The sequence below is a fragment of the Saccharopolyspora karakumensis genome (genome assembly GCF_004349225.1).
GTDB lineage: Bacteria > Actinomycetota > Actinomycetes > Mycobacteriales > Pseudonocardiaceae > Saccharopolyspora > Saccharopolyspora endophytica.
In genome coordinates, this window is sequence record NZ_SMLA01000072.1 from 1 (window position 1) to 26217 (window position 26217).

General features: G+C 71.3%; 25 protein-coding genes and 1 rRNA gene. 4 read left to right on the forward strand and 22 right to left on the reverse strand.

Going from position 1 to position 26217, the window contains the following annotated elements; genetic code table 11:
• Window positions 1-218: 218 nt before the first annotated feature.
• Window positions 219-2297, forward strand: coding sequence for a S9 family peptidase (locus E1202_RS28255; protein WP_132686379.1), 2079 nt, complete (start codon window positions 219-221; stop codon window positions 2295-2297).
• On the opposite strand, the gene E1202_RS28260 is transcribed toward E1202_RS28255, so the two are convergent.
• The 5 genes from E1202_RS28260 to cmk all read right to left on the reverse strand — a co-directional run bounded on the left by E1202_RS28260 (window position 2294) and on the right by cmk (window position 6944).
• Window positions 2294-3364 (reverse strand): sensor histidine kinase, encoded by a 1071-nt coding sequence (locus tag E1202_RS28260; protein ID WP_235879074.1) that lies wholly within the window; start codon window positions 3362-3364, stop codon window positions 2294-2296. The genes E1202_RS28255 and E1202_RS28260 overlap by 4 nt on opposite strands.
• Window positions 3365-3369: 5 nt before the next feature.
• A complete protein-coding gene (locus E1202_RS28265) occupies window positions 3370-4047 on the reverse strand; it encodes a response regulator (RefSeq protein WP_132686380.1) in 678 nt (225 codons plus the stop codon).
• Window positions 4048-4138: 91 nt separating this feature from the next.
• The gene (der, locus tag E1202_RS28270) at window positions 4139-5551 is read right to left on the reverse strand and encodes a ribosome biogenesis GTPase Der (RefSeq protein ID WP_207918965.1); all 1413 of its coding nucleotides are present in this window, start codon (window positions 5549-5551) and stop codon (window positions 4139-4141) included.
• A gap of 11 nt (window positions 5552-5562) precedes the next feature.
• Window positions 5563-6234, reverse strand: coding sequence for a lysophospholipid acyltransferase family protein (locus E1202_RS28275; protein ID WP_132686382.1), 672 nt, complete (start codon window positions 6232-6234; stop codon window positions 5563-5565).
• Complete coding sequence (gene cmk / locus E1202_RS28280; protein ID WP_132686383.1) at window positions 6231-6944, reverse strand: (d)CMP kinase; 714 nt, start codon at window positions 6942-6944, stop codon at window positions 6231-6233. The genes E1202_RS28275 and cmk overlap by 4 nt, the downstream gene beginning before the upstream one ends.
• A gap of 182 nt (window positions 6945-7126) precedes the next feature.
• Here cmk and E1202_RS28285 point away from each other — a divergent pair, with 182 nt between their 5' ends.
• Window positions 7127-7609, forward strand: a complete 483-nt coding sequence (locus tag E1202_RS28285; RefSeq protein ID WP_132686384.1) for a cation:proton antiporter regulatory subunit — start codon at window positions 7127-7129, stop codon at window positions 7607-7609.
• Window positions 7610-7691: 82 nt separating this feature from the next.
• The gene (locus E1202_RS28290; RefSeq protein ID WP_132686385.1) at window positions 7692-8867 is read left to right on the forward strand and encodes a cation:proton antiporter; all 1176 of its coding nucleotides are present in this window, start codon (window positions 7692-7694) and stop codon (window positions 8865-8867) included.
• Window positions 8868-8936: 69 nt separating this feature from the next.
• Here the strand turns inward: E1202_RS28290 and E1202_RS28295 are convergent, their stop codons facing one another.
• From E1202_RS28295 to E1202_RS28370, 16 genes are all read right to left on the reverse strand, one after another.
• Window positions 8937-9710, reverse strand: coding sequence for a pseudouridine synthase (locus E1202_RS28295; RefSeq protein ID WP_132686386.1), 774 nt, complete (start codon window positions 9708-9710; stop codon window positions 8937-8939).
• Complete coding sequence (gene scpB, locus E1202_RS28300) at window positions 9700-10380, reverse strand: SMC-Scp complex subunit ScpB (RefSeq protein WP_235879075.1); 681 nt, start codon at window positions 10378-10380, stop codon at window positions 9700-9702. The genes E1202_RS28295 and scpB overlap by 11 nt, the downstream gene beginning before the upstream one ends.
• Window positions 10380-11234, reverse strand: a complete 855-nt coding sequence (locus tag E1202_RS28305) for a segregation and condensation protein A (RefSeq protein ID WP_132686397.1) — start codon at window positions 11232-11234, stop codon at window positions 10380-10382. Before E1202_RS28305 ends, scpB begins: the two co-directional genes overlap by 1 nt.
• Window positions 11235-11281: 47 nt before the next feature.
• Window positions 11282-11641, reverse strand: a complete 360-nt coding sequence (locus tag E1202_RS28310) for a hypothetical protein (RefSeq protein WP_132686387.1) — start codon at window positions 11639-11641, stop codon at window positions 11282-11284.
• Window positions 11638-12579, reverse strand: a complete 942-nt coding sequence (locus E1202_RS28315) for a ParA family protein (RefSeq protein ID WP_132675729.1) — start codon at window positions 12577-12579, stop codon at window positions 11638-11640. The genes E1202_RS28310 and E1202_RS28315 overlap by 4 nt, the downstream gene beginning before the upstream one ends.
• Before the next feature lie 174 nt (window positions 12580-12753).
• The gene (gene xerD, locus E1202_RS28320) at window positions 12754-13701 is read right to left on the reverse strand and encodes a site-specific tyrosine recombinase XerD (protein WP_132686388.1); all 948 of its coding nucleotides are present in this window, start codon (window positions 13699-13701) and stop codon (window positions 12754-12756) included.
• Window positions 13698-14345, reverse strand: a complete 648-nt coding sequence (locus E1202_RS28325; RefSeq protein ID WP_408007541.1) for an NUDIX domain-containing protein — start codon at window positions 14343-14345, stop codon at window positions 13698-13700. Before E1202_RS28325 ends, xerD begins: the two co-directional genes overlap by 4 nt.
• An 85-nt stretch (window positions 14346-14430) precedes the next feature.
• On the reverse strand, window positions 14431-16146 hold the full coding sequence (locus E1202_RS28330) for a CTP synthase (protein ID WP_408007543.1): 1716 nt from the start codon (window positions 16144-16146) through the stop codon (window positions 14431-14433).
• A gap of 236 nt (window positions 16147-16382) precedes the next feature.
• Window positions 16383-17327: a copper transporter gene (locus tag E1202_RS28335; RefSeq protein ID WP_132686391.1), complete on the reverse strand. Its 945-nt coding sequence runs from the start codon at window positions 17325-17327 to the stop codon at window positions 16383-16385.
• A complete protein-coding gene (gene steA, locus E1202_RS28340; RefSeq protein ID WP_132686392.1) occupies window positions 17324-18508 on the reverse strand; it encodes a putative cytokinetic ring protein SteA in 1185 nt (394 codons plus the stop codon). Before steA ends, E1202_RS28335 begins: the two co-directional genes overlap by 4 nt.
• 335 nt (window positions 18509-18843) lie before the next feature.
• Complete coding sequence (gene recN, locus E1202_RS28345) at window positions 18844-20643, reverse strand: DNA repair protein RecN (protein ID WP_207918963.1); 1800 nt, start codon at window positions 20641-20643, stop codon at window positions 18844-18846.
• Window positions 20644-20744: 101 nt separating this feature from the next.
• Entirely contained in the window at window positions 20745-21632 is an 888-nt protein-coding gene (locus E1202_RS28350; RefSeq protein WP_132686393.1) for an NAD kinase, read from the reverse strand.
• Window positions 21629-22483 carry a TlyA family RNA methyltransferase gene (locus E1202_RS28355; RefSeq protein ID WP_132686394.1) on the reverse strand — a complete coding sequence of 285 codons (855 nt, stop codon included), beginning with the start codon at window positions 22481-22483 and terminating at the stop codon, window positions 21629-21631. The genes E1202_RS28350 and E1202_RS28355 overlap by 4 nt, the downstream gene beginning before the upstream one ends.
• 4 nt (window positions 22484-22487) lie before the next feature.
• Window positions 22488-22718 carry a hypothetical protein gene (locus E1202_RS28360; RefSeq protein WP_207918964.1) on the reverse strand — a complete coding sequence of 77 codons (231 nt, stop codon included), beginning with the start codon at window positions 22716-22718 and terminating at the stop codon, window positions 22488-22490.
• Between the two features lie 90 nt (window positions 22719-22808).
• Window positions 22809-23807 (reverse strand): HAD-IIA family hydrolase, encoded by a 999-nt coding sequence (locus E1202_RS28365; RefSeq protein ID WP_132686395.1) that lies wholly within the window; start codon window positions 23805-23807, stop codon window positions 22809-22811.
• Window positions 23804-24634, reverse strand: a complete 831-nt coding sequence (locus E1202_RS28370; RefSeq protein WP_235879076.1) for a tetratricopeptide repeat protein — start codon at window positions 24632-24634, stop codon at window positions 23804-23806. The genes E1202_RS28365 and E1202_RS28370 overlap by 4 nt, the downstream gene beginning before the upstream one ends.
• Between E1202_RS28370 and E1202_RS31630 the strand changes: the two genes are divergently transcribed.
• Window positions 24599-25837: a hypothetical protein gene (locus E1202_RS31630; RefSeq protein WP_165944018.1), complete on the forward strand. Its 1239-nt coding sequence runs from the start codon at window positions 24599-24601 to the stop codon at window positions 25835-25837. The genes E1202_RS28370 and E1202_RS31630 overlap by 36 nt on opposite strands.
• A 262-nt stretch (window positions 25838-26099) precedes the next feature.
• Here E1202_RS31630 and rrf read toward each other — a convergent pair.
• A 5S ribosomal RNA gene (rrf, locus tag E1202_RS28375) occupies window positions 26100-26216 on the reverse strand.
• Window position 26217: the final 1 nt, after the last annotated feature.

Below are 26217 nucleotides of genomic sequence, written 5' to 3' on the forward strand. Positions count from 1 at the left end.
CCTCCCAACACACCGACGAATCCCCCACCCCAGCGTCAGATCCTCACCCGGGACCCGGATTTCAACGGAAATCCGTCCCGGCGGACCGGTCGTGGGAGATGCGGTGTCGGAGCCCGGTGGTGGAGCCCCCGCCTCCGGACGCTCGGAGGACGCACCGGTGGGGATGACCGGCAGACCTGGTGCGGCATCGGGGTGTGCGTGATGGCAGGCTGGTTCGCATGTCGTCCGCATCGTTTCCTCGCCGGAGCGCGCGCACGCAGGGGTTCAGCCTCGGTGCGCCACGCAACTTCACCGTCGTCGGCGACGGCGCGCGCGTCCTGTTCCTGCGCTCCCCCAGCGGCACCGACCGCACCACGGCGCTGTGGGCGCTGGACACCGCCACCGGAACCGAGCGGTTGCTGGTGGACCCGGCGAAGCTGCAGGCCGAGGACCAGGTGACCGCCGAAGAGCAGGCCCGGCGGGAACGCGCGCGGGAACGGGCGACCGGCATCACCGGCTACAGCACCGACCGCGACGGCGAGCAGGTCGTGTTCACCTTGTCCGGGCGCCTGTTCATCGCCGAGGTCGCCACCGGCGAGGCCCGCGAGCTCCCGGTCCAGCAGCCGGTCGCCGACCCGCGGCCCTCCCCCGACGGGGGCCACATCGCCTACCTCTCCGCCGGTCAGCTCCGCGTGATCGCCGCCGACGGCTCCGGCGACCGCGCCCTGGCCGAACCGGACGGCGACAACGTCACCTGGGGTGCCGCCGAGTTCATCGCGGCCGAGGAGATGGACCGCCACCGCGGCTACTGGTGGGCGCCCAGCGGCGAGGAACTGCTGGTCGCGCGCGTCGACGAAACCCCGGTCCGGCACTGGTACCTGGGCGATCCCGCCCACCCCGACCGCGTTCCCGTCGCCACCCGCTACCCGGCCGCGGGCACCGCCAACGCCGAGGTCGCGCTCGCCGCGATCGGGCTGGACGGGCAGCGCGTCGCCGTCGAGTGGGACCGGAGCACCTACCCGTACCTGGTCACGGCGCACTGGTCGCGGCACGGCAGCCCGCTGATCGCGGTGCAGACCCGAGACCAGCGCACCCAGCTGCTGCTCGCGGTCGACACCGAGGCCGGCACCACCACCGAGATCCACCGGGACACCGACCCGCAGTGGATCGACATCAAGCCGGGCTGGCCGTCGTGGACACCGGGCGGTGAGCTCGTGCGCATCGACGCCGCGGAGGGCGCCTACCGCCTGGTCGTCGGCGACCGACCGTGGACCGCGGCTCCGCTGCAGGTGCGCGGCATCGTCGACATCGGGACCGAGGACGTGCTGGTCTCCGGATCCGAGAACGATCCGGCCGAGGTGCACCTCTACCGCGTCACCGCGACCGGCCACGAGCGCCTGACCAGCGGTTTCGGCGTGCACACCGGCACCCGGGGAGGCGACGTGCTGGTCGTGGCCACCAGCGACCTGGACCGGCCGCGGACCGGCGTGGTGGTGCGGCGCGGTGAGCGGACGATCGCCGAGATCGACAACCACGCCGAGGCCCACGGCCTCGACCTCAACGTCCGGCTGCTGCGGCTCGGCGAGCGCGAGCTGCGCAGCGCCCTGCTGCTGCCCAGCGGGTACACCGCGGCGGACGGACCGCTGCCGGTGCTGCTGGACCCCTACGGCGGCCCGCACGCCCAGCGGGTGCTGGCCCGCCAGCAGGGCTACCTGACTTCCCAGTGGTTCGCCGACCAGGGTTTCGCGGTGCTGATCACCGACGGCCGCGGGATGACCGGGCGCGGGCCCGACTGGGACCGGGCCATCGCCGGCGACCTGGCAGGTCCGCCGCTGCAGGACCAGGTCGACGCGCTGCACGCCGCCGCTGCCGAACACCCCGAGCTCGACCTCGCCCGGGTGGCGATCCGCGGCTGGTCCTTCGGCGGCTACCTCGCCGGAGTGGCCGTGCTGCGCCGCCCGGACGTCTTCCACGCCGCGATCGTCGGAGCGGGCGTCGTGGACTGGCGGCTCTACGACACCCACTACACCGAGCGCTACCTGGGCGACCCGAACACCTCGCCCGAGGTCTACGAGGCCAATTCGCTGCTGCGCGACGCCGCGAAGCTGGAACGCCCGATGCTGATCGTGCACGGCACGGTGGACGACAACGTGGTCCTGGCCCACGGCCTGCGCCTGTCGGCGGCGCTGACCGCCGCCGCCCGGCCGCACTCGGTGCTCCCGCTGGCGGGCGTGAGCCACATGCCCACCGACGAGACGACCAGCGAGAACCTGCTGCTCATGCAGGTCGACTTCCTGCGCACGTCGTTGGCGCGCTAGGAGTCCTGCGGGAGCAGCGCGACGAGCTGGAAACCGCCGTCCTCGGACGGGCCCGCGTCCAGCTCGCCGCCGGCCATGCGGATCCGCTCGGACAGGCCCTCCAGCCCGGCACCGCCGGCGAGCTCGGTGATCGGCTCACCGCCCGGGGCGTCGTTGGTGACCACGATGCGCAGCGCGTCGGCCCGGTTGCTCAGGTCCACCCGGACCCCCGCGCCGGGCGCGTGCTTGGAGGCGTTGGTCAGCGCTTCCTGCACGACCCGGTAGGCCGCCCGCTCGACCGCGCCCGGAACCTCGTGGTGAGCCAGCTCGCCGGTCAGCTCCACGTCCACACCGGAGGCCCGCGCCTGGCCCACGAGGTCGGTGATCGTCCTGGCCTCGGCCTCGGCGGTGGTCGAGCTGAGCCCGAGGGTCGTGCGCATCTCGTCCAGCGCCTGCTTGGCCAACCCGCGCACCCGCGTGGCCGCCTCGCGCACGGACGGTTCGTCGCTGCTGGCACCGAGCGCGGCGGACTCGACGGCGATCAGCGTGACGTGGTGGCCGACGGCGTCGTGGATCTCCCGGGCGATTCGGGCGCGTTCCTCGGACTTGGCCATCTCGGCCTTGGCCTGCGCGACCACTTCACCGGCGTCGGCGAGCCGCTGCAGGCTCTCGGCGAGCTGCTCGCGCAACGCCACCAGCAGGCCCAGCACGGCGGGCGCGCCCGCCGACAGCACCACGAACGCCAGGGTCAGCAGGATCGAGCCCGGTGAGAGCGACTGCGTGATCAGCACGGGCGCGACGGCGACCACGCAGGTCAGCAGCACCCACCCGGCCAGTTCGAACGGCTTCGGGCGCACCCGGCCGAGGCGGAACATCGCCACCAGGATCGCCGCCCAGCCCAGGCCTCCGGCCATCGCGGGCAGGCACAGCAGCACGGTCAGCCGGGGCCACCGGTGCCGCAACGGCAGCAGCAGGCCCGCCGCCAGCCCGGACAGGACCTTGTAGCCCATCGGGTCCGGGGTGGCGATGACGGCGGCGACCGGTAAGCCGACCGCCAGGACCTCCAGGCCCCAGAACCGCCAGTTCACGCCGTTCACCGCGCACCGCCGACGCCGGCGACCCGCTGCGCGATCAGCGCGGCCTGCACCCGGTTCTGCGCGCCGAGCTTGGACAGGACGGTGGAGACGTAGCTCTTCACCGTCGCCTCGGTCAGTCCGAGCCGGGAACCGATGTCGGCGTTGGAACGGCCGCCGGCGAGCAGTTGCAGCACCTGCCGCTCCCGCGCGGACAGCGCCTTGACCAGGTCGAGCTCGCGGGCGTTGTCACTGGTGGCGCGCAGCCGGGGCAGCAGTCGCGCGGTGATCCGCGGGTCCAGCACGGCACCGCCCGCGGCCAGGTCCTGCACCGCGCGCACCAGCACCTCCGGTTCGGCGTCCTTGAGCAGGAACCCCTGAGCGCCGAAGCGCAGCGCGTCGGCCACGTAGCCGTCGAGGTCGAACGTGGTCAGCACGGCGGACACGGGTGGCTCGGGCAACCGCACCACCTCGCGCAGCGCGGTGAGCCCGTCCTTGCCCGGCATCTGGACGTCGATCAGGGCGACGTGCGGCCGGTGCGCGCGCACCTCGGAGAGCAGTCCGTGACCGTCACCGGCCTCGGACACCACCTCGATGGTGCCGCTGCTCTCGAGCATGACCTTGAGCCCGCGTCGCAGCATCGGCTCGTCGTCGGCCAGCACGACCCGGATCGGCCCGCTGCCGTCGGTTGCCGCCACCTCTCGGTTCACCTCCGCCGTTCCCGAGGGTCGCCAGCAGACTAACGGGAGCGGATGTCCTCAGCGCACGCACCACCCGCAGGTGGCCGGCTCAGCGCTTCCCCTTGGCCTTGCGCTCGCGGACCCGAACGGAAATGCGCACCGGGCTGCCGACGAATCCGAAGGTCTCGCGGAACTTGCGCTCCAGGAAACGCCGGTAGCCGGCTTCCAGGAAACCGGTGGTGAACAGCACGATCGTCGGCGGCCGGGTCTGCGCCTGCGTGGCGAAGAGGATCTTCGGCTGACGACCGCTGCGGGCGGGCGGCGGGTTGGATGCGACCAGCTCGTTGAGCCAGCCGTTGAGGCGACCGGTGGAGACCCGGGTGTCCCAGGAGTCCAGCGCGGTGCGCAGCTGCGGCGCCAGCTTGGCCACCGAGCGACCGGTCAGCGCCGAGACGTTGACCCGCTCCGCCCAGCGCACCCGCACCAGCTCGCGGTCGATCTCCTTCTCCAGCTGGTTGCGGCGGTCGTCGTCGACCTTGTCCCACTTGTTGTAGGCCAGCACCAGCGCGCGTCCCGCCTCGACCACCATCGTGATCACCCGCAGGTCCTGCTCGCTGATCGGCTCCGAACCGTCGACCAGCACGATCGCGACCTCGGCGGCCTCGATGGCGGCCTTGGTGCGCAGCGACGCGTAGTACTCGGTGCCGCTGGCGGTCTTGACGCGCTTGCGCAGACCGGCGGTGTCGACGAAGCGCCACACCTGGCCGTCGAGCTCGACCAGCGAGTCGACCGGGTCCACGGTGGTGCCGGCGACGTCGTGCACCACCGAGCGGTCCTCGCCGGTGAGCTTGTTGAGCAGGCTGGACTTGCCGACGTTGGGCTTGCCGACCAGCGCGACGCGGCGGGGCCCGCCGGTGGTGCCGAAGACCTCGCGCGGGGTTTCCGGCAGCGCCTCCAGCACCCGGTCCAGCAGGTCGCCCGAGCCTCGCCCGTGCAGACCGCTGACCGGCATCGGCTCGCCCAGGCCCAGCGACCACAGCGAGTGCACGTCGGACACGCCGCGCTCGTCGTCGACCTTGTTGGCCACCACGATCACCGGCCGCTTCGAGCGGCGCAGCACGCGGGCCACGGCTTCCTCGGTGGCGGTGGCGCCGACCTTGGCGTCGACGACCAGCACGATCGCATCAGCGGTGTGCATGGCCATCTCGGCCTGGTCCGCGACCGCGCTCTGCAGCCCCTTGGCGTCGGGCTCCCAACCACCGGTGTCGACGACGGTGAAGCGGCGTCCGCTCCACAGCGCGTCGTAGGCGACGCGGTCCCGGGTCACGCCCGGGGTGTCCTGCACGACGGCCTCACGACGCCCCAGCAGGCGGTTGACCAGGGTGGACTTGCCCACGTTGGGGCGCCCGACCACGGCCAGGACCGGCTGCGGCTTCGGCGGCGCCTCGTCGCCCTGCGCGGCGGCCTCGTCGAATTCCGCCCATTCGGACTCGTCGGACCACGTGCCGTCCAGGTCCTCCAGCGACTCGTCGGTCACGCTCGTTTACCTCTCACATCGTCAGTGGTCCGGTCGGCGACCTGCCGATCCAACTCGGCGATCAGCGCGACCAGTTCGTTGCGGACGGTCTCGGTGGCCGCCACCAGCCCGGCGCGGCCCTTGCCGCCCGCCGGGGAAATCGGCTCCCCGAACAACACGTCGATCCTGGGTAACAGCCTACGGCCCGAGCCTTCGGGACGTCGGGTGCCCCGGCACGCCACCGGCAGGATCTGCGCCCCCGAGGCGCGCGCGAGCCACGCCGCCCCGTGCTGGGCGTTGTCGATCTCCCCGGAACCACGCGTGCCCTCGGGGAACACCCCGACCACGCCGCCGCCCTTGAGCACGCGGACCGCGGTCAGCAGCGGGGTTCGATCGGGTTCACCGCGCCGGACGCCGATCTGCCCGATGCGGGTCAGGAACCAGCCCAGCGCTCCGCTGAACATCTCCTGCTTGATCAGGAACACCATCGGGCGCGGCACCATTCCCAGCAGCAGCGGGCCGTCCAGCAGCGAGCTGTGGTTGGCCACCAGCACCACCGGACCGCTGGTCGGGATCCGCTCACGCCCGCGCACCTTCACGCGGAACGGCAGCCGCAACGGCCAGCGCGAGATCCACCGGGCCACGCGGTGCAGGCCGGCCGAGGCGCCCTCGGGAAGTTCCGCGCTCATGCCGCACCTCCCAGCAGCCCGCGCGACTCCACGAGCTTGGTGAGCTGTTCGAGCACCCCGGCGATGTCGAGGTCGGTGGTGTCGACCTCGACGGCGTCCTCGGCCTGGCGCAGCGGCGCCACCGCGCGGCCGGAGTCCAGCGCGTCGCGGCGCTGAACGTCGGCGTGGGTGCTGCGCAGGTCGCTCTCGCGGCCGTCGGAGGCGTCCTGCGCGGTCCGGCGCGCGGCACGCGCGTCCGAGGAGGCCGTCAGGTACACCTTCAGGCCCGCGTCCGGGACGACGACCGTGCCGATGTCGCGGCCTTCGACGACGATGCCGCCCGGATCATCGATCGCGCTGGCGATCAGCTCGCGCTGCATCGCCACCAGCAGCCGGCGGACCTCGGGCACCGCGGAGACCGCCGAGACGGCGGCGGTGACCTCGGGGCCGCGGATCTCCGGTTCCGCGTCCGCACCGTCGAGCCGCACGGCAGGCGCCAGCGGGTCGGTTCCCATGCCCAGCTCGGCGGCGCGGGCCACCCGGGTCACGGCCGCGGCTTCGGTGGGGTCGATCCCCGCGCGCAGCACGGCGAGCGTCACCGCCCGGTACATGGCACCGGTGTCGAGGTAGGTCGCGCCGAGAGCCGCCGCCAACTTCTTCGACACCGTGGACTTGCCGGTACCCGACGGTCCGTCGAGAGCCACTACTCCACGAAGCCTGGCCTGCGCCACGTCGCCGTTCCTCCCCGTTCACGTCAATCCTTCCCGGCGGATCGCCGGAACCAACCAACCATTCTGCCTGGCCGCCACCGGTGAATCCCAATCGCGTCCGGTTCGGGATCGGAACCGGGCCGAGACCGGGACTCCTCCGGGCGGATCAAGGAATACGCGCGAAGCCCTTTAGGGTTGCAAGAGTGGACGTAACTGTGACTCCGCTGCCGGGGCTCGGCACGCGCCAGGACTTCACCACTGGATCTGGTCACCGCGTCGGGGTGATCACCTATCGGGACGGGCGTTTCGAGCTGATCGTCTCCGACCACGAGGACCCGGACAAGGTCGCCGCCTCGGTCGAGCTGTCCAGCACCGAGACCAGCACGCTGGCCGGTCTGCTGGGGGCACCTCAGCTGGTGTCGAAGCTCGCCGAGCAGCAGCGGGAGGTCGCCGGGGTGACCACCTGGCAGCTGCCGGTCCCCTCCGGTTCGCCCTACGCCGGCCGCGAGCTGGGCGACACCGAGATGCGCACCCGCACCTCGGTGTCGATCGTCGCGGTGGTGCGGGAAGGCGTCGTCCACCCGTCGCCGCGGCCGGACTTCGTCTTCGCCGCCGGTGACCTGGTGGTCGTGGTGGGCACGACCGAGGGGCTGCGGGCGGCCGGCGAGATCCTCACCCAGGGCTGAGCCGGCAGAGCACGGCCAGCGGAGGTCGACGCCGACCGACCGTCACAACTCCATACGCAGGGAACACGCGAGAGGAAACACGGTGCACGACACGGCGATCTCCCTTATCGAGCTGGGAGCGGTGTTCTTCGGTCTCGGCATCCTCGGGAGACTCGCGTGGAAGATCGGCATATCGCCGATCCCGCTGTACCTGCTCGGTGGAGTCGCGTTCGGCACCGGCGGACTCATCCCGCTGCACGGCATCCAGCCGTTCACCCACATCGCCTCCGAGATCGGCGTGGTGCTCCTGCTGCTGTTATTGGGGCTGGAGTACTCCGCGGGCGAACTGGTCACCGGACTGCGCCGCTCCTGGGTGGCCGGGCTGATCGACATCGTGCTCAACGCCGCTCCCGGAGCGATCGTGGCGCTGATGCTGGGCTGGGGCCCGGTCGGAGCGCTGGCGATGGCCGGCGTCACCTACATCTCCTCGTCGGGCATCGTGGCCAAGGTCCTCGGCGATCTGGGCAGGCTCGGCAACCGCGAGACGCCGGTGATCCTGTCCATCCTGGTCTTCGAAGACCTCGCGATGGCCGTCTACCTGCCGATCCTCACCGCGCTGCTGGCCGGGGTGAGCTTCGTCGGCGGTCTGACCGCGGTCGGCATCTCGCTGCTGGTGATCACCGTGGTGCTGCTGATCGCGCTGCGCTTCGGCAAGTACGTCTCCGCGATCGTGGACAGCCCCGACCCCGAGGTCTTCCTGCTGCGGCTGCTCGGTGCCGCGCTGCTGGTCGCCGGGCTGGCCTCCGAGCTGCAGGTCTCGGCCGCGGTCGGCTCGTTCCTGCTCGGCATCGCGATCTCCGGGTCCACCGCGCAGAACGCGACACGCATGCTGGAGCCGCTGCGCGACCTGTTCGCCGCGGTGTTCTTCGTCGTCTTCGGCCTCAACACCGATCCCGTGCAGATCCCGCCGGTGCTGCCGATCGCGCTGGGCCTGGCCGCGCTGACCTGCGCCACGAAGGTCCTCACCGGCTGGATCGCGGCCCGCATGCAGGGCGTGGCCCGGATGGGCCGGCTGCGCGCGGGCGCGGCCCTGGTGGCGCGCGGCGAGTTCTCGATCGTCATCGCGGGCCTCGCGGTGTCCTCCGGCGCGGTCGACGGCGAACTCGCGGCCCTGGCCACCGCCTACGTCCTGCTCATGGCCATCATCGGCCCGGTCGCGGCCCGCGTCGTCGAGCCCCTCGCCCGCGCGGTCCTGATGCGCAAGCCCCAGACCGTGTGAGCGGTGCACCGCCCAGAACGAACAATCCGCGGCCGGGAGTCCCGGCCGCGGATTGTTCTCAGCTGAAGCTCACATGTCGACGATCTTGTAGAGGGACGCGACCTCCTGGCCGTTGAGCGGGCGGATCGCTCCCTGGCGCTCGGTGGTCAGCTGCACGTCGCCGATGCGGGTGCGCACCAGGCGCTGCACCGGGTGCCCGACGTGCTTGAGCAGCCGGCGCACGATGCGCTTGCGGCCCTCGTGCAGCACGATCTCCACCAGCGCGCGGTTCTGGTTCTGGTCGACCAGCTTGAAGCGGTCCACCTTCACCGGGCCGTCCTCCAGCTCCACGCCCTCGCGCAGCCGCTGCCCCAGGTCCTTCGGGATGGGCCCCAGCACCTCGGCCATGTAGGTCTTGCGCACCTTGTACGACGGGTGCATCAGCCGGTTGGCGAGCTCACCGTCGTTGGTGATCAGCAGCAAGCCCTCGGTGTCCTGGTCCAGGCGCCCCACGTGGAACAGCTTGCCCTGGCGCTCCCGCAGGTAGTCACCGATGCACGGACGTCCCTTGTCGTCGGACATGGTGCACAGGATCCCGGCCGGCTTGTTCAGCAGCAGGTGCGTGAGGTTGGTGTTGGTCATCACCCGGCTGCCGTCGACGTGGATCACCGCGGTCTCCGGGTCGACGCGGCGGCCCAGCTCCATGACGACCTCGCCGTTGACCTCGATGCGGCCCTCGACGATCATCTCCTCGGCAGCCCGCCGAGACGCGACACCCGCCTGCGACAGCACCTTCTGCAGGCGCACCCCCTCTTCGTTGGGGTCCTTCGCAGCACTGGACGGGGAACGGCGTTCAGACGTCATCGATCGAATCCACTTCGGGCAACAGGGGTGCGAGCGGCGGCAGGTCCTTGAGCGACGACAGCCCCAGCCGTTCCAGGAACAGCTCGGTCGTGCAGTACAGGATGCCGCCCGTCTCCGGGTCGGTGCCGGCCTCGCTAATCAGACCGCGCCCCACAAGGGTACGGATGACGCCGTCCACGTTCACACCCCGTACCGCCGCGACGCGGGAGCGCGTCACCGGCTGCCGGTAGGCGATCACCGCGAGGGTCTCCAGCGCAGCGCGGGTCAGCTTGGTCCGCTGCCCGTCGAGCAGATAGCGCTCGACGTAGGGCGCGTACTTCTCGCGCGAGTAGAAGCGCCAGCCGTCGCCGACGTAGCGCAGGTCGATGCCGCGCTCGGTCTCCGCGTAGGCCTCGGACAGCCTCCGCAGCGCGGAGCGGACCCGGGCCACCGGCTGCTCCAGCGTCTCCGCGAGCAGCTCGTCGCCCGCAGGCACGTCCACGACCAGCAGCAACGCCTCCAGAGCGGCGTCCAGCTCGGAATCGGCCGTGAGGTCGGGAGCCCCGGGCGTCTCCACCGCCTCATCGGCCGCGGCCTCCGGACCGGGCTCGGCGGGAGCTTCCTCGGCCCCCTCCGGATCCGTCACCTCGTCCGGCTGCGCGTCGACTTCGGGTTCCGCTTCGGCGGCCATCAGCCGTACTCCTCTTCTTCCTTCTGGGCTCGCTGCGCCTCGGCCTCGGCCTGCGCCTGGGCGATGCTGCCGCCGATCCAGGTCACCTGCAGCTCGCCGAGCGGGCTGTCCTGCTCGAACTGCAGCACCTTCTCCCGGTAGAGCTCCAGCAGCGCCAGGAACCTGGCCACCACCTCGACGGTGTGCCCGCAGTCCGACACCAGGTCGGTGAAGGTCAACGTGCCCTTCTCCGCCAGCCGCACCCGCAGCAGAGCGGCGTGCTCGCGCACCGACACCCCGTGCTGGTGGATGTGGTCCAGCGACACCGTCGGCGGCGGTTTCGGCCGGAACACCGAGGCGGCGATCTCGGCGAACCGCTGCGGGTCGACGCCGATCACCACCTCCGGCAGCAGGTTCTCGTAGCGCTCCTCCACCGACACCGAGCGCGGGTAGCGGCGCAGCGCACCGGCTTCCAGCTCGGCGAACAGCGCGGCGACCTGCTTGTAGGCGCGGTACTGCAGCAACCGCGCGAACAGCAGGTCGCGGGCTTCCAGCAGCGCGAGGTCGGCCTCGTCCTCGACGTCGGCGGCGGGCAGCAGCCGGGCGGCCTTGAGGTCCAGCAGCGTGGCGGCGACCACCAGGAACTCGGTGGTCTCGTCCAGGTCCCAGTGCTCACCGAGCGTGCGGGTGTAGGCGATGAACTCGTCGGTGACCTTGTGCAGCGCCACCTCGGTGACGTCGAGCTCGTGCGCGGAGATCAGTTGGAGCAGCAGGTCGAAGGGACCTTCGAAGTTCTCCAGCCGAACGGTGAACTTCCCGTCGCCCGACTTCGCTTCGGGCTCCGCTAACGAGGAATCCTGTTGTGCTGCATCGATCCCGGCGTCGGACGGTGCGAGTTCGGCGCCGGGTTGTGGGGCATCGGTCACTCGCCGGACTCCCGCAGGTGCCTGACCAGCACCGAGTCCGCACCGTGCTCGGTGAAGTCGGCCAGCAGCACCGCGATCGCCTCGCGCACGACGCGACCGCGGTCCACGGCGATGCCGTGGTCCGCCCGCAACGCGAGCCGAGCCTGCTCCAAACCCAGCAACTCCTCGTCGGACACGTACACGGTGATCTTCGAATCGTGCTTGCGCCGACCGGAGCCCGCCGACCGTGCCCGCCCCTGCTCCTTGACCGGGGCGGCCGGCTTCGGGTCCTCCTGCGGCGCGGAGCTCCGATCCGTCCGAGGAACAGTAGTACGGAACAGTTCCGCGGCTCCGGGCAGGGCGACCCGACGCGTCATCGAGCGATCACCTCGCGGGCCAGCGCCCGGTACGCCTGGGCACCGGCGGAACGCGGCGCCCACCTGGTGATCGGCTCACCGGCGACCGTGGTCTCCGGGAACCGCACCGTCCGGTTGATCACCGAGTCGTAGACGACGTCGCCGAAGGCTTCCACCACGCGCTGCATGACCTCGCGGGAGTGCAGCGTGCGCGGGTCGAACATCGTCGCCAGGATGCCGCTGATCTCCAGCTTGGGGTTGAGCCGCTCGCGCACCTTCTCGATGGTGTCGATCAGCAGCGCCACCCCGCGCAGGCTGAAGAACTCGCACTCCAGGGGGATGATGACGCCGTCGGCAGCGGCCAGCGCGTTCACCGTCAGCAAGCCGAGCGAGGGCTGGCAGTCCACCAGGATGTAGTCGTACTCCTCGATCGACTGCCGCAGCACGCGGTGCAGCGTCTGCTCGCGGCCGACCTCGGTGACCAGCTGCACCTCGGCGGCGGAGAGGTCGATGTTGCTGGGCAGCAGGTCCATGCCCTCGACGGTGGTGCGGCGCACCACGTCCTCGACGGTGACCCCGCGCTCCATGATGACGTTGTAGATCGTCTGCTCGAGCTGGTGCGGCTGAACGCCGAGACCGACCGAGAGCGCGCCCTGCGGGTCGAAGTCCACCAGCAGCACCCGGCGCCCGTGTTCAGCGAGCGCGGCACCGAGGTTGATCGTCGAAGTGGTCTTGCCGACGCCGCCCTTCTGGTTGCACATGGCCAGCACCGACGCGGGACCGTGCTCGTCCAGCAGCGGGGGTTCGGGGATGTGCCGGAGCGGCCGGCCGGTCGGACCGAGACCGCGGGCGTCCTGGTTCTGATCGGCGTTGGCCGCAGGACCTGTGGTCTCGGGGGCGATGCTCAGGTCGACCGCGCCCCGAGGCCGCCGGGCGGCGGAAGGATGCGGCAACGACATGGCGATCTGACTCCTTCGGTACCGGTGGCGATCGATCGCAGCCTAAGTCGCTCAAACGACCTGCGGCAACGTGCCTCGCCGTCGTGTCGGTAATTGGGTCGGCGGAAGTTCGTGATGTGCGTGTGATGAAGATCTACCGCTTTCGTTGATCACGCGCATGCGCAAGCGGTGATCTCACCCCGAAAGGTGTGCGCGCGGATGTGCCGTGGCGTAGACCTCCCGAAGCGTGTTGACCGTGACCAGCGTGTACACCTGCGTCGTCGTCACCGACGCGTGCCCCAGCAGCTCCTGCACCACGCGCACGTCCGCCCCTCCTTCGACCAGGTGCGTGGCGAAGGAATGGCGCAGCACGTGCGGCGAAACCGTTTCCGCGATTCCCGCGCGTTGCGCAGCTGTTTTCAACGCGTTCCACGCGCTCTGGCGGGAAAGTCCGGTGCCGCGCGAATTCAGGAACACCGCCGAACTGCCGCGCCCGCGCGCCACCAGCACCGGCCGCGCCCGCACCAGGTACGCCTCCAGCATCGCCAGCGCGGGACGCCCGATCGGCACGAACCGCTGCCTGCCGCCCTTCCCGTCCAGCAGAACGGTGCGGTCGGTGCGATCGATGTCGTCGACGTCGAGGCCGACCGCTTCGGAGATGCGCGCTCCGGTCGAGTACAGCAGTTCCAGCAGCGCCCGGTCCCGCAGCCCGCGCGGATCGTCTCCGCCGGCGTGCTCCAGCAACCGTCCCACGTCGTCGACCGACAGCGCCTTGGGCAGCCGCTTCGGCGGGCTCGGCGGGGCGACCTCGCGCGCCACGTCGACGGCGATCCTGCCTTCGGCGTGGGCGAACCGGTGCAGGCCGCGCGCGGCCACCAGCGCACGCGCCGCCGAGGACGACGCCAGCGGCGGTCGGCCTTCGACGCCTTCGCGCAGCTGCGCCAGGAACTCCGCCAGGTGCTCGGTGCGCACCTCGTCGAGCCCGGAAACGCCTCGAGCCACCAGGAACTCCGCGTACCTGCGCAGGTCGCGGGCGTAGGAGTCCAGCGTGCTGCGCGCGGTTCCGCGCTCGACCGCGAGGTGGTCGAGGTATTCGCCGACGGCGGTGCGCAATCCCGGCGGCAGCGACTCGAAACCCTTCACCGGGCCGCGAATCGCAGCGGACGGTCGATCCACTCGGCGTCGGCTGGGCGGGTCTGCGCGACACCGCCGCTGGCCGCCTGGGCGGCCAGCAGACCGGCCACCGCCGGACCGTTCACGATCTCCCCCGCGAACGCCATCCGCACCGCTTCCGCCAGCGGGAACCGCTCGATGACCAGGTCCGCCTCCTCGTCGCCCACGGCGTCGGGACGGGTCACCTCCGACAGGCCGGTGGCCAGGAACACGCGCACCACCTCGTCGGTGAAGCCCGGCGAGGTGGCCACGTCGACCAGCACCGACCAGTTCTCGGCGGCCAATCCCGCCTCCTCGGCGAGCTCGCGCTGCGCGGTGCGCACCGGCGGCTCACCGGCGACGTCGAGCAGCCCGGCGGGAAGTTCCCACAGCCTGCGGCCGATCGGATAGCGGTACTGGTGGACCAGGACGACCCGGTCCTGCTCGTCGATCGCGGCGATGGCCACGGCGCCGTAGTGCTCGACGACCTCTCTGCGGGCCTGACCGCCGCCGGGCATGCCCACTTCGTCCGCCCGCAGCGCCAGGATCCGCCCGACGTAGACGTCTTCGCTGGCCAGCGTGGTGAACTCGTGCTCTCCGTTGGTGCGCGCGACACCGCTACCCGTGGTCTCCACGAGCACCACCCTAGAGCCGATCGCCCACCGATGAAGCGGCCCGCACCACCGTCACCGGTCGTGCGGGCCGCTCACCTGCGATGAATCAGGCTCCAGCCGGTTCGGACTCCGGTTCCGGAGCGGCCGTCTCCAGCTCCACCGGAAGCCGCTCGGCCGCCTGGTAGTCGATGGCCGCCTTCACGAACGCCGCGAACAGCGGGTGCGGGCGGGTCGGACGGCTCTTGAGCTCCGGGTGCGCCTGGGTGCCCACGAAGAACGGGTGGATCTCGCGGTCCAGCTCGACGAACTCGACCAGGCGGTCGTCGGGCGAGGTGCCGGAGAAGACCACTCCGGCCTTGCTCAGCCGGTCCCGGTAGGAGTTGTTGACCTCGTAGCGGTGCCGGTGCCGCTCGTGGACCTCGGTGGTGCCGTAGGCCTCGGCGACGATCGAGCCCTCGCCCAGCTTCGCCGGGTAGGAACCCAGCCGCATCGTGCCGCCCATGTCCCGGTCGCCCGAGATCACGTCGTGCTGGTCGGCCATGGTGCTGATCACCGGGTGCTGGCAGGGCTCCTCGAACTCGGTGGAGTTCGCGCGGTCCAGACCGCCCAGCGACCGGGCCGTCTCGATCACCATGCACTGCAGGCCCAGGCACAACCCGAGGACAGGGATGTTGTTGGTGCGCGCGTAGCGGATGGCGCCGAGCTTGCCCTCGATGCCGCGCACGCCGAACCCGCCCGGGATCAGCACGCCGTCCACGCCGGCCAGGGCCTGCGCCGCACCGGAGTCGGTCTCGCAGGTGTCCGAACCGACCCAGGAGATCTCCACCTTGGCGTGGTGGGCGAACCCGCCCGCGCGCAGGGCTTCGGTCACCGACAGGTAGGCGTCGGGCAGGTCGACGTACTTGCCGACCAGCGCGATGCGCACCCGCTCGGACGGGTTGTGCACCCGGTCCAGCAGGTCGCCCCACACCGACCAGTCGACGTCGCGGAACGGCAGCCCGAGCCTGCGCACCATGTAGGCGTCCAGGCCCTCGCTGTGCAGCACCTTCGGGATGTCGTAGATCGACGGCGCGTCCGGGCAGGCCACCACGCCGTCGGTGTCGACGTCGCACATCAGCGCGATCTTGCGCTTGAGGTCGGAGGGCAGCTCGCGGTCGGCGCGGCAGACCAGCGCGTCGGGCTGGATGCCGATGTTGCGCAGCGCAGCCACCGAGTGCTGGGTGGGCTTGGTCTTGAGCTCGCCCGACGGCGCCAGGTACGGCACCAGCGAGACGTGCAGGAAGAAGCAGTTGTCCCGGCCCACGTCGTGGCGGACCTGGCGGCAGGCCTCCAGGAACGGCAGCGACTCGATGTCGCCGACGGTGCCACCGACCTCGGTGATCACCACGTCAGGTGTGACGCCGTTCTCGTCGGGCTCGGCCATGGCCCGGATGCGGGCCTTGATCTGGTCGGTGATGTGCGGGATGACCTGCACCGTGTCACCCAGGTACTCGCCGCGGCGCTCCTTGGCGATGACCGCGGAGTACACCTGGCCGGTGGTGACGTTGGCGTTGCGGGTCAGGTCGCGGTCCAAGAACCGCTCGTAGTGACCGATGTCCAGGTCGGTCTCGGCGCCGTCCTCGGTGACGAACACCTCACCGTGCTGGAAGGGGTTCATCGTTCCCGGATCGACGTTCAGGTAGGGGTCGAGCTTCTGCATGGTCACCCGCAGACCGCGGGAGGTGAGCAGTTCGCCCAGGCTGGACGCCGTGAGCCCCTTCCCCAACGACGAGGCAACGCCCCCCGTTACGAAAACATGCTTGATCGTGCGTGCTTGCGGCACCAACAAAAGCTCCCCGTGGTCAAGCCGTCGCCTGGCTGGATGTCTGCGCTGGCAGGACGGCTGGATCCGTCGCTCCCACGGAATTCCAGCCTAACGCACGACCGTCGGGGCCCGCACCGAGACCCGCCCTATCTGGAAATGGCGAACCGGCCGGGTCAACCGCCATCCGGCGGCCTACCGGCCGGTCAACCGTGACGTCTCGGTGAACCGCGCACGACCAGGGGCGAACCCGCGGGTCACGAAGCGCCGCGGGTGCCCGGCACGGGTCCCTGCGCGCTGCTGGCCACACCGTAGTGCCCGGCCTGCCGGTCCGCCTGCTCGCGGGCGGCCATGACGACCGCCACGCGACCGGCACCGGTCTCCGCGTTGTCCACCGTGGACAGGCTCGACGACATCGCCGGGTCGACGCGCGCCACGCCGACCGCACCGCGCCCGTCGGCGGAGCCCGCCGTACCGGCCAGGACCGCGCCCTGCCCGGAGCGGTCGACCTGGGTGGCGAAGCGCGCCAGAGCCGTCGCGCGGTCCGCCGCGTTGTCGCCCTCCATGCGACCGCCGGTGAGCACCACCGCCAGCTGCGCGGGACGCAGCCCCTCCGACGCCGTCGCGTAGCCGCCACCGGCCAGGCCGGACAGGGCCGCCGCGCGGGCGTCATCGGCCGCCTGCGGCTGCCCGGTCTGCGGGTTGACCAGCGTCAACGGTCCGATCAGACCGCCGGCGAGGGTGCCAGGGTCCGCTGCCGTGGGCAGCTGGACCCCGGCGGGCAGCAGCTGGGTGACGACACCGCGCAGCTGGTCGGTGCGGTCCGGGTCGGTGAGCGCCTCGCCGAGGCGAACCTCACCGGTGATGTCGGCGCCGGAGTCGCGCAGCAGCTCGGTCATCGCGGCGCGGTGGCCGTCGTCGGTGTCAGCGGAGCTGATCACCACCACGCTGCGGCCGGAGAGCTGCCCCCGCACGGCCATCGGCGCGATGGTCGTGTCGAACCGGTCGGCGGCGTCGGCCTGGGCCTTGAGCTGGGCGCGCTCGGCTCCGAGCTCGTCGACCTGAGCGCGCAGCTCCTGCTTCTCGCCGCTGACTGCCGTCAGCAGGCCTTCGCTGACCGAGCTGGTGCCCAGCACCACGCCCACGGCCAGCGCGAGGAAGACCGCGGCGATCGAGACGATGTGGTAGCGCAGCGTGATCACGAGAACAGCCCCTTGAAGTAGGCCGACACGACACCGGCGGTGTCGGCCATCTGGCTCATGGCGGCGGCGCCGAGCCCGGACACCAGCAGCGCCACGGCGACGACCAGCAGCACCGCCAGCACCAGCAGCACCACGGCCGACATCGGTGTGCGGTTGCGCTGCAGCGCGGCGACGGCCGGGCCGTCGATGACCTTGCTGCCCAGCCGCAGCCGGGTCAGGAACGTCGACGGGTTCGAACCCGAGCGGCCGCGGTCGAGGAACTCGCTGAGCGTGGCCTGGAACCCCACGGTCACCACCAGGCTCGCCTGGTGCGCGTCGGCCAGCAGCAGCGCGAGGTCCTCCGGGTTGCCGGAGGCGGGGAAGGTCATCGCGCCGACGCCGAGGTCCTGGATGCGCTCCAGGCCGGGCGCGTGCCCGTCCAGGTGCGCGGGGATGACCAGCTCGGCACCGCTGCGCAGCGTGTCGGTGCTGACGGTGTCCGGGGCGCCGACGATGACGTCGGGCTTGTAACCGGCGCGCTGCAGGGAGTCGGCACCGCCTTCGACGCCGATCAGCACCGGCTTGTACTCGCGGACGTAGCGCTTGAGGGCGCGCAGGTCGTCGGCGTGGCCGTACCCGGGCGCGACCACCAGCACCTGCCGGCCCTCCATGGAGCCGGTCAGCTCGGGAACGCCGATGCCGTCGAGGATCAGGGTGCGCTCGGTGCGCAGGAACTCGATGGTGTTGGCGGAGAACGCTTCCAGCTGCGTGGCCATCCCGGCCTTGGCCTCGATGAGCTGGTCGGCGATCGAGTTGGCGTCCTGCTCGACGCCGCGGCCCAGCTCGCGTTCCCCGGCGAAGACGCCGCCCTCGAACAGGCGGATCTTCGCGCCGTCCTTGACCTGGTTGAGGATGTCGCTGCCGACGCCGTCGACGAGCGCGATCCCGGCGGCGAGCAACACCTCGGGACCGAGGTTCGGGTAGCGCCCGGAGATCGACGGGGCGGCGTTGACCACACCGATCACCCCGGCCGCGACCAGCGCCTCGGCGCTGCGGCGGTCCAGGTCGGCGTGGTCGATCACCGCGATGTCACCGGCGCGGACCCGGCGCGGCAGATCACCGGAGCGGCGTTCCACCCTGGCGACCCCGGCGAGACCGGGCAGGTCCTCCTGCTGTCGAGTCAGCAGTCCGCTGATTTTCATACGCCGATGGTGACAAACCAATCACCGATCGTGGCCGCGCCACGCCGAAACCACTGCGCCATATGCCGCAACGCCCAATGGACCAACCAGCCCCATCATTCAGGAGCAGGTAGCCCGTGTAGCCCGTGTAGCCCGTCAGGCAAGCGCCGAAGGCGCTTTCTCTTTGCCCCACCTGAGCAACCGGCACCGCCGCGGGTTCTCAGACGTCTTCTGGGGAGGACAGCCGTAGCGCCGTGCATTGGTCATACATCAGTCTCGGATCCCGGAGCCAGAAGGCGTCTGAGGTTCCGCTACCCGCACCGTCAAGCAGGACGACCACAGAGCTGTGAAACGCTCTACTTGGAAGCCTTCTTGCCGGTCTTGCTCTTTCGGCCGAACTTCTCCTGCGTCAGCTTGTACGTGTTCGCGGTCTCGAGCAGCTCTTCGGCGTGCGCGCGCCCGGTCTCGGTCGACTCCATGCCCGCGAGCATGCGCGCGAGCTCCACCACTCGGCGCTCGTCGGCGACCAGCCGCACGTCGCTCTTGGTGAGCCCGCCGTCGACCTGACCCTTGTCGACCACCAGGTGCCGGTCGGCGAACGCCGCGACCTGCGGGAGGTGGGTGACCACGATGACCTGGTGGGTGCGCGCGAGCCGGGCCAGCCGGCGCCCGATCTCCACCGCCGCACGGCCGCCGACACCGGCGTCGACCTCGTCGAAGACGAGCGTGGGCACGGTGTCCGCGTCGGCGAGCACGACCTCCAGCGCCAGCATGACTCGGGAGAGCTCACCGCCCGAGGCGCCCTTGTGGATCGGCAGCGCGGGCGCACCGGAGTGCGCGATGAGCTGGAGCTCGACCTCGTCGACTCCCTCCGGTCCGGCGTGCAGCCTGCGGTCGTCGACCGGGATCCCGTTCGGGTCGCCGTCCTCGGCTTCCTTGACGTGCACCAGGACCTGCAACTTGGCTTGCGCCATCGCCAGTCCGGACAGCTCCTCGGAAACGGCGTCGGCCAGGCGCACGGCCGCTTCGGCGCGGGCCGCGCTGAGCACCTTGGCGTGTTCGGCGAGTTCCACCGCGAGCTCGTCGCGGCGGGCCGCCAGCGCGGCCAGCGCCTCCTCGGAGGTGTCCATCCCGGACAGCCGCGAGCGGGCGTCCTCCGCCCAGGCAAGCACGCCGTCGACGTCGGCGGCGTACTTCTTGGTGAGCTGCTTGAGCTCGGCCTGACGGGCCAGCACCTGCTCCAGGCGGGCCGGGTCGGCGTCGAGCTTGTCCAGGTAGGCGCCCAGTTCCCCGCCCACGTCGGAGAGCACCGCGACGGCCTCGGCCACGCGCGGTTCGAGTTCCCGCAGCGCCGGGTCCTCCGAGGAGGACAACCGGCGGGCGGCCTCCCCGATCAGCCCGATCGCGCCCGGGGCTTCCGGGTCGGCGTCGGCGGAACCGGACAGCGCGTGCTGGGCGGCTGCGGCGATCTCCCGCAGCTGGTCCACGTCGGCGAGTCGCCGCGCCTCGTCGACCAGCGAAACGTCCTCGCCCGCTTCGGGGTTGACGGCTTCGATCTCGGCCAGCCCGTGGCGCAGCAGGTCGGCTTCGCGGGACAGCTCGCGGGAGCGCTCGGTGCGCTCGGTGAGCTCGCCCACCACCTCGGCCCACTCGGCGCGGACCCGCTGGTAGTCGGCCAGCACGTGGAGCACCGGTTCACCGGCGAAGCGGTCGAGCACCGCGCGCTGCTCGCCGGGGCGCAGCAGCCGCAGCTGGTCGTTCTGCCCGTGCACGGCGAGCACCTGCTCGGAGAGCTCCGAGAGCACGCCGTTGGGCACCGAACGCCCGCCCAGGTGCGCCCGCGAACGCCCGTCGGAGGTCACCGTGCGCAGCGCGATCAGGCTTCCGTCGTCGTCGGGTTCGGCACCGGCGTCGCCGGCGACCTTCGCCGCCGGTGAGTCCGGGGTGGTCGCGAAACGGCCCTCCACGACGGCACGCTGCGCACCGGACCGGACCCGCGAGGCGTCGGCCCTGCCGCCGCTGAGCAGATGGAGTCCCGTGACCACCATCGTCTTGCCCGCGCCCGTCTCACCCGTGACCACGGTCAGGCCGGCGTGCAGTGCGAGCGTGGCGTCGTCGATGACGCCCAGTCCCTGGATACGCATCTCCGCCAACACACTCAGCACCCTATCGGCACCGAGCCCCGGAGAACGCCCCACTGCGGTGATCGCCACCGAAATCGTTAGACACTGTGTTCGATCTGTTCGGCGGGCGGTCGCTACTTGGCAGGTCCGCGCCATCCCTGGACGGGCAGCTCGAACTTCCGAACCAGCCGATCGGTGAACGACGTGTCGTGCAGGCGCACCAGGCGGATCGGCGTCGAACCGCCGACGACCTCCACGCGAGCCCCGGGCGGCAGGTCGAACTGCCGCTGACCGTCGCAGCACAACACCGCGTGGTGGCCGTGCTGGTCGATCTCCATCGCCACCAGGGAATCGCGCGACACCACCAGCGGGCCCGCGAACAGCGCGTGCGCGTTGCTCGGCACGACCAGCAGCGCCTGGACGTCGGGCCACACCACCGGGCCGCCCGCGGAGAACGCGTAGGCCGTGGAACCGGTCGGGGTCGAGCACAGCACGCCGTCGCAGCCGAACGCCGACACCGGGTGGCCGTCGACCTCGACGACCACGTCCAGGATCCGCTCCCGGCTGCTCTTCTCCACGCTGGCCTCGTTGAGCGCCCAGGTGGAGGCGACCTGATCACCGTTGAGCGTGGCGGTGACCTCCAGGGTCATCCGCTCCTCGACGTGGTAGCGGGATTCGACGACGGCGGCGATCGCCTCGTCGAGCGCGTCGGAATCGGCACCGGCCAGGAAACCGACCCTGCCCAGGTTCACCCCGAACAGCGGCACGCCGGCGGGTCTGGCGAGCTCCGCGGCGCGCAGCAGCGTGCCGTCGCCGCCGAGCACGAGCACGAGCTCGGTGCCCACGGCGGGGTTCTCGTCCGGTCTCGCGACCTCGCAGGCGGAATCCCGCAGCTCATCGGCTTCGCCGGCGAGCGCCCGGACCTCGATCCCCGCGTCGAGCAGACGACCGGCGACCTTCTCCGCTGTGCGCAGGTTCTGCTCCCTGCCGGTGTGCACCACCAGCAGCACCCGTCGGGTCAACTCCCACTCCCTTGCCGGGATGAATTCCTGGTCGAAGTCTGCGGTCCGCGCTCGACCGCGTCCGCCACCACGCTGCTGGCGCGGTCGTGGTCCGCTTCGGCGCCCGGCCGCAGCCAGACGAAGAACTCGACGTTCCCGGACGGGCCCGGAAGCGGGCTGGCGACGACGTCGCGCAGTCCCAGTCCGTGCTCGGCGGCGAAGTCGACCACTTCCAGCACCGCTTCGGCGCGCAGCTGCGGATCCCGCACCACGCCACCCGAGCCTAGCCGTTGTTTGCCCACTTCGAACTGCGGTTTGACCATGAGGGCGAGATCAGCGGTCTCGGTGGCGCAGGCGACCAGCGCCGGCAGCACGAGCTTCAGCGAGATGAACGACAGGTCGGCGACCACCAGGTCCACCTGGCCGCCGATGTCCTCGGGCGTCAGCGACCGCACGTTGGTCCGGTCGTGGATGTGCACCCGCTCATCGGTCTGCAACTTCCACACCAGCTGGCCGTAGCCGACGTCGACCGCGACGACCTCGCGGGCCTCGCGCCGCAGCAGCACGTCGGTGAACCCGCCGGTGGAAGCGCCCGCGTCCAGGCAGCGCTTGCCCGCCACCGACAGACCGCCGGGCTCGAACGCCTCCAGCGCGCCGACCAGCTTGTGAGCACCGCGCGAAGCCCAGCCCGGGTCGTCGACGTCGTCGGTGACCAGCACGGGTGCGTCGATCTCCACGGCGGTCGCTGCCTTGCGCGCGATCATGCCGCGCACGCTCACCCGGCCTGCCGCGACCAGTTCTCCAGCGTGTTCCCGGGATCGGGCCAGCCCACGCCGAACCAGTTCGGCGTCCAGGCGCGCCTTGCGAGGCACTTCGTCAACTCCGAGGGGTGTTCTGGGACTGCAGGTGGTCGGCCTTCGACAACGCCTCGGTCAACGAGCTGTGCACGTTCTCGAAGCGCTGCACGTGCTCGGCGACGGGCTGGTCGCGCACCTCGTCGAGCTCGGTCATCGCCGCGGAGATCGCGTCGATCGCCGACTGCCCGTCGTCGGCCTGACGCGCCAGCATCGCCGGGTTGGGCGCCTGCTGCTGCCACGGAGAGGTCATGGGCGGGTACTCCCCTCGTCACCGGTGGGCGCGAGCGTTGCGCGACACCACCTTCACGCTAGCCGACAGATCGGCGACGGTCCCGTCAGGTCAGTCGATGTCCAGCGCCCGCAGCGCTGCGCGCGCCGCGTCGTCGCTGCCCCGCACCTGCACCGGGCCGGAACCCGCCGACCACCACGCCGCGCACAGCGCGCGCAGCGCACCGAGTTCATCGCCCTCACCGCGCGAGGCCAGTTCGAGCCGGTCGCTGACGGTCACCGACCACGACGGTTGCACGGCGATCGCAACCTCGGACTTGGGCGAGAACAGACCGCGCAGATCGGCCGCGACGCTGCCCGGCCGCTCACCGGGAGCGGCCTCCAGAAGGTGCCGGGGCGTGTTGACGCCGGTGAGCACCATCAGCGACGGCATGCCGGCCTTCACCGCACCGGCGATGTCGGTGTCCAGCCGATCCCCGACCATCAGCGGCCGGTCGGCTCCGGCCGACGACACCGCGCGGTCCAGCAGCGGACGCTCGGGTTTGCCCGCGACCAGCGGATCCTGGTCGGTGGCCGCGCGCAGCAGCTCGACCAAGGCGCCGTTTCCGGGCATCAACCCGCGTTCGGTGGGCAGCGTGCGGTCGGCGTTGCACGCCACCCACAGCGCGCCGTCGCGGATCGCCAGGCACGCCTCGGCGAAGTCGCGGTACCCCAGGTCCGTGGACAGGCCCTGCACGACCGCGACCGGCTCGTCGGCGAACTCGGTGACCGGCACCAGGCCGAGCCGGTCCACTTCGGACTCCAGCGCCGCGGAACCGACGACCAGCACCCGGGATCCGGCGGGCAGCTTCTCGGCGAGCACCGCCGCACCCGCCTGGGCGCTGGTGCTGACCTCGCTGCGCTCGGCCTTCAGCCCGAGCCCGATCAGGTGGTCGACGACCGCCTGATCGGGCTTGGAGGCGTTGTTTGTGACGTAGCGGACCGGCACGCCGCGGCCGTGCACCTGCTGGATCGCTTCCAGCGCGCCGGGAACCAGCTCCCCGCCCCGGTACACCGTGCCGTCCAGGTCGAACAGCACGACGTCGTGATCGTCGAGCAGCATGCCGCTCACTGCGTCCGCGATCCTCCTTCGGCCGCGGGCTCGGCACTGCCGCCGTCCTCGTCGGCCTTCACGGCGTCCGCCTCGTCGTCGTTCTCGTCGTTCTCGTCGTCCTCGCCGAGGTCGTCGTCCTCACCCTCGTCGAGGTCGTCATCGTCAGCGTCGTCCTCGTCGAGGTCATCGTCGTCGATCCCCGCTGCGGCCTCGGCCTCGTTGACCAGTTCCTCGACGACCTCCGGGCCACCGAGCTGCACCGCGAGCTCCTCGAGTCGCTCGGGGGCGTCGGTCTCCTCCTCGTCGTCGGCGTGCGCCGCGTGGACGAACCAGGTGAAGGCGTCCCGCTCACGGCCGGCCGCCAGCAGGTTGTCGGCGTAGGCGTAGAACAGCCGCGCGCTCCACGGCTCCTGGATCTTCGGGTCCAGCTCCGGGATCTGCAGGCTGACCACGGACGCCTCGATCTCGTCGAGGTCGCGCCGCGCGCCGGCCGCGACGATCCGCAGCTCGATCTCGTCCTCCTTGTCGAGCTGCAACGCCTCCTCGCTGCGCACCAGCTCGATCGCCCGTTCCGGACGTCCCATCGCACGCTCGCAGTCGGCCATGATCGCCAGGTGGCCCGGGCCACCGCCCATCCGCCGCGCAGCGCGCAGCTCGGACAGCGCCTCGTTCCACTCGCCCGTCAGGTAGGCGGTGAGACCGTTGGCCTCGCGCACCGACGGGGTCCGGGAGGCCTTCTGCCGCGCGAAGCGGGCGTGCGCCAGAGCGCGCTCCGGGTCCTCGTCGATCAGCTGACCGGCTGCGACCAGGTGCTGCGCGACCTTGTCGGCAGCCCCCTTCGGCAACGACAGCAGCTCGCGGCGGACCTCCGGGTCCAGCTCCGACGGGTCGACGCCGCTCTCGGGGAGCTCCGGCTCGACCGGCTTCGGCGCGTCGTCGTCCTTGCGCTCCGGCTTGCGGTCTCCGTCGCGCTTGAAGCCGCCGTCGTCCTTGCGGAAGCCGTCCTTCTTCTTGAAGTCGTCGCGCCGGCCACCGCGGTCGTCGCGGCGCGGACGGTCATCGCGCTTGAAACCACCGCGGTCGTCGCGGCGCGGGCGGTCGTCGCGGTTCCGGTCGTCGCGGCGCGGGCGGTCGTCACGCTTAAAGCCACCGCGGTCGTCGCGGCGCGGACGGTCATCGCGGTTGAAGCTTCCGCGGTTGTCCCGGTCATCGCGGCGCGGACGATCGTCACGCTTGAAACCGCCCCGGTCGTCACGACGGGGGCGGTCATCGCGGTTGAAGCCGCCGCGGTCGTCGCGGTTGCGATCGTTGCGGAAGCCACCGCGCTCGCCGCCCCGGTTGTCCCGGCCGCGGTCATCGCGACGGAAGTCCCCACCCCGGTTGTCCCGACGATCATCACGACGATCGTCGCGCCGGAAACCATCGCGGCCGCCGCGGTCATCACGACGGGGACGGTCGTCGCGGTTGAAGCTTCCGCGGTTGTCCCGGTCATCGCGGCGCGGACGATCGTCGCGGTTGAAGCCGCCGCGGTCGTCGCGGTTGCGATCGTTGCGGAAGCCACCGCGCTCGCCGCCCCGGTTGTCCCGACGATCATCACGACGGAAGTCATCACGGCGCGGACGGTCATCACGGCGAGCGCCGCCGCGGTCATCCCGGTTGCGGTCGTCGCGCGGGCCCCGGCGGTCGTTGTCGTTGGACCGGTCGCGGTTGTTGCGGAATCCTCCGCGATCATCACGCGGACCCCGGTTGTCCCGGTCTCCCCGGTAACCACCGCGATCGTTGCGGTCGTTGCGGAAACCGCCCCGGTCGTCGCGGTTGCGGTCATTGCGGTAGCCACCGCGCTCGCCGCCCCGGTTGTCCCGGTCGTTGAAGCGACGCTGACCACCGTCGTTGTCGCGGCGCGGGCCACCGTACGAGCCGCGACCCTGCGAGTTGCCGCCTGGCTTGCGGTCGTAGTTGCCGCGGCCGCCCTGGCCGCTGCGGCCGGCACCGGCCCCGCGGCGGGGACCGCCGCGCTTGTCGTCGGAACCGGACACCGAACCTCCTGAAGAAGAAAAGCCAAAAAATCTTACCAAGGTAGTAGCCCTGGCTTGGCGCGCCCGTCATCGCGGGGTCTTGATCGACCACCTGCGCCCGTGCTGACATCCAAGCCCCGAGCGGGACTGAACAGCCACGACCGAACCGCCTTCTACAAATCGTACAGCGCGTCAACACGCTCCGACCGGCCGGGACCACGGCCGGAGAGCCCACGACGAAAAAGCGGGGCCGGTTGATCCTGCTCGGATCAACCGGCCCCGCTCATAAGGATTGTGTCGGCGGTGTCTTACTCTCCCACACCCTAGCGAGTGCAGTACCATCAGCGCTGGGGAGCTTAGCTACCGGGTTCGGAATGGGACCGGGCGGACCCTCCCCGCCATCGCCACCGACA

Excerpts from the sequence above, each read along its gene's own strand:
- E1202_RS28315 (WP_132675729.1), bottom strand. The coding sequence starts at position 12,579 with ATGTCGTTGCCGCATCCTTCCGCCGCCCGGCGGCCTCGGGGCGCGGTC.
- E1202_RS28360 (WP_207918964.1), bottom strand. The coding sequence starts at position 22,718 with ATGACCTCTCCGTGGCAGCAGCAGGCGCCCAACCCGGCGATGCTGGCG.
- E1202_RS28275 (WP_132686382.1), bottom strand. The coding sequence starts at position 6,234 with ATGAGCGCGGAACTTCCCGAGGGCGCCTCGGCCGGCCTGCACCGCGTG.
- scpB (WP_235879075.1), bottom strand. The coding sequence starts at position 10,380 with ATGGCCGCCGAAGCGGAACCCGAAGTCGACGCGCAGCCGGACGAGGTG.
- steA (WP_132686392.1), bottom strand. The coding sequence starts at position 18,508 with ATGAAAATCAGCGGACTGCTGACTCGACAGCAGGAGGACCTGCCCGGT.
- E1202_RS28295 (WP_132686386.1), bottom strand. The coding sequence starts at position 9,710 with ATGACGTCTGAACGCCGTTCCCCGTCCAGTGCTGCGAAGGACCCCAAC.
- E1202_RS28255 (WP_132686379.1), top strand. The coding sequence starts at position 219 with ATGTCGTCCGCATCGTTTCCTCGCCGGAGCGCGCGCACGCAGGGGTTC.
- E1202_RS28310 (WP_132686387.1), bottom strand. The coding sequence starts at position 11,641 with ATGACGCGTCGGGTCGCCCTGCCCGGAGCCGCGGAACTGTTCCGTACT.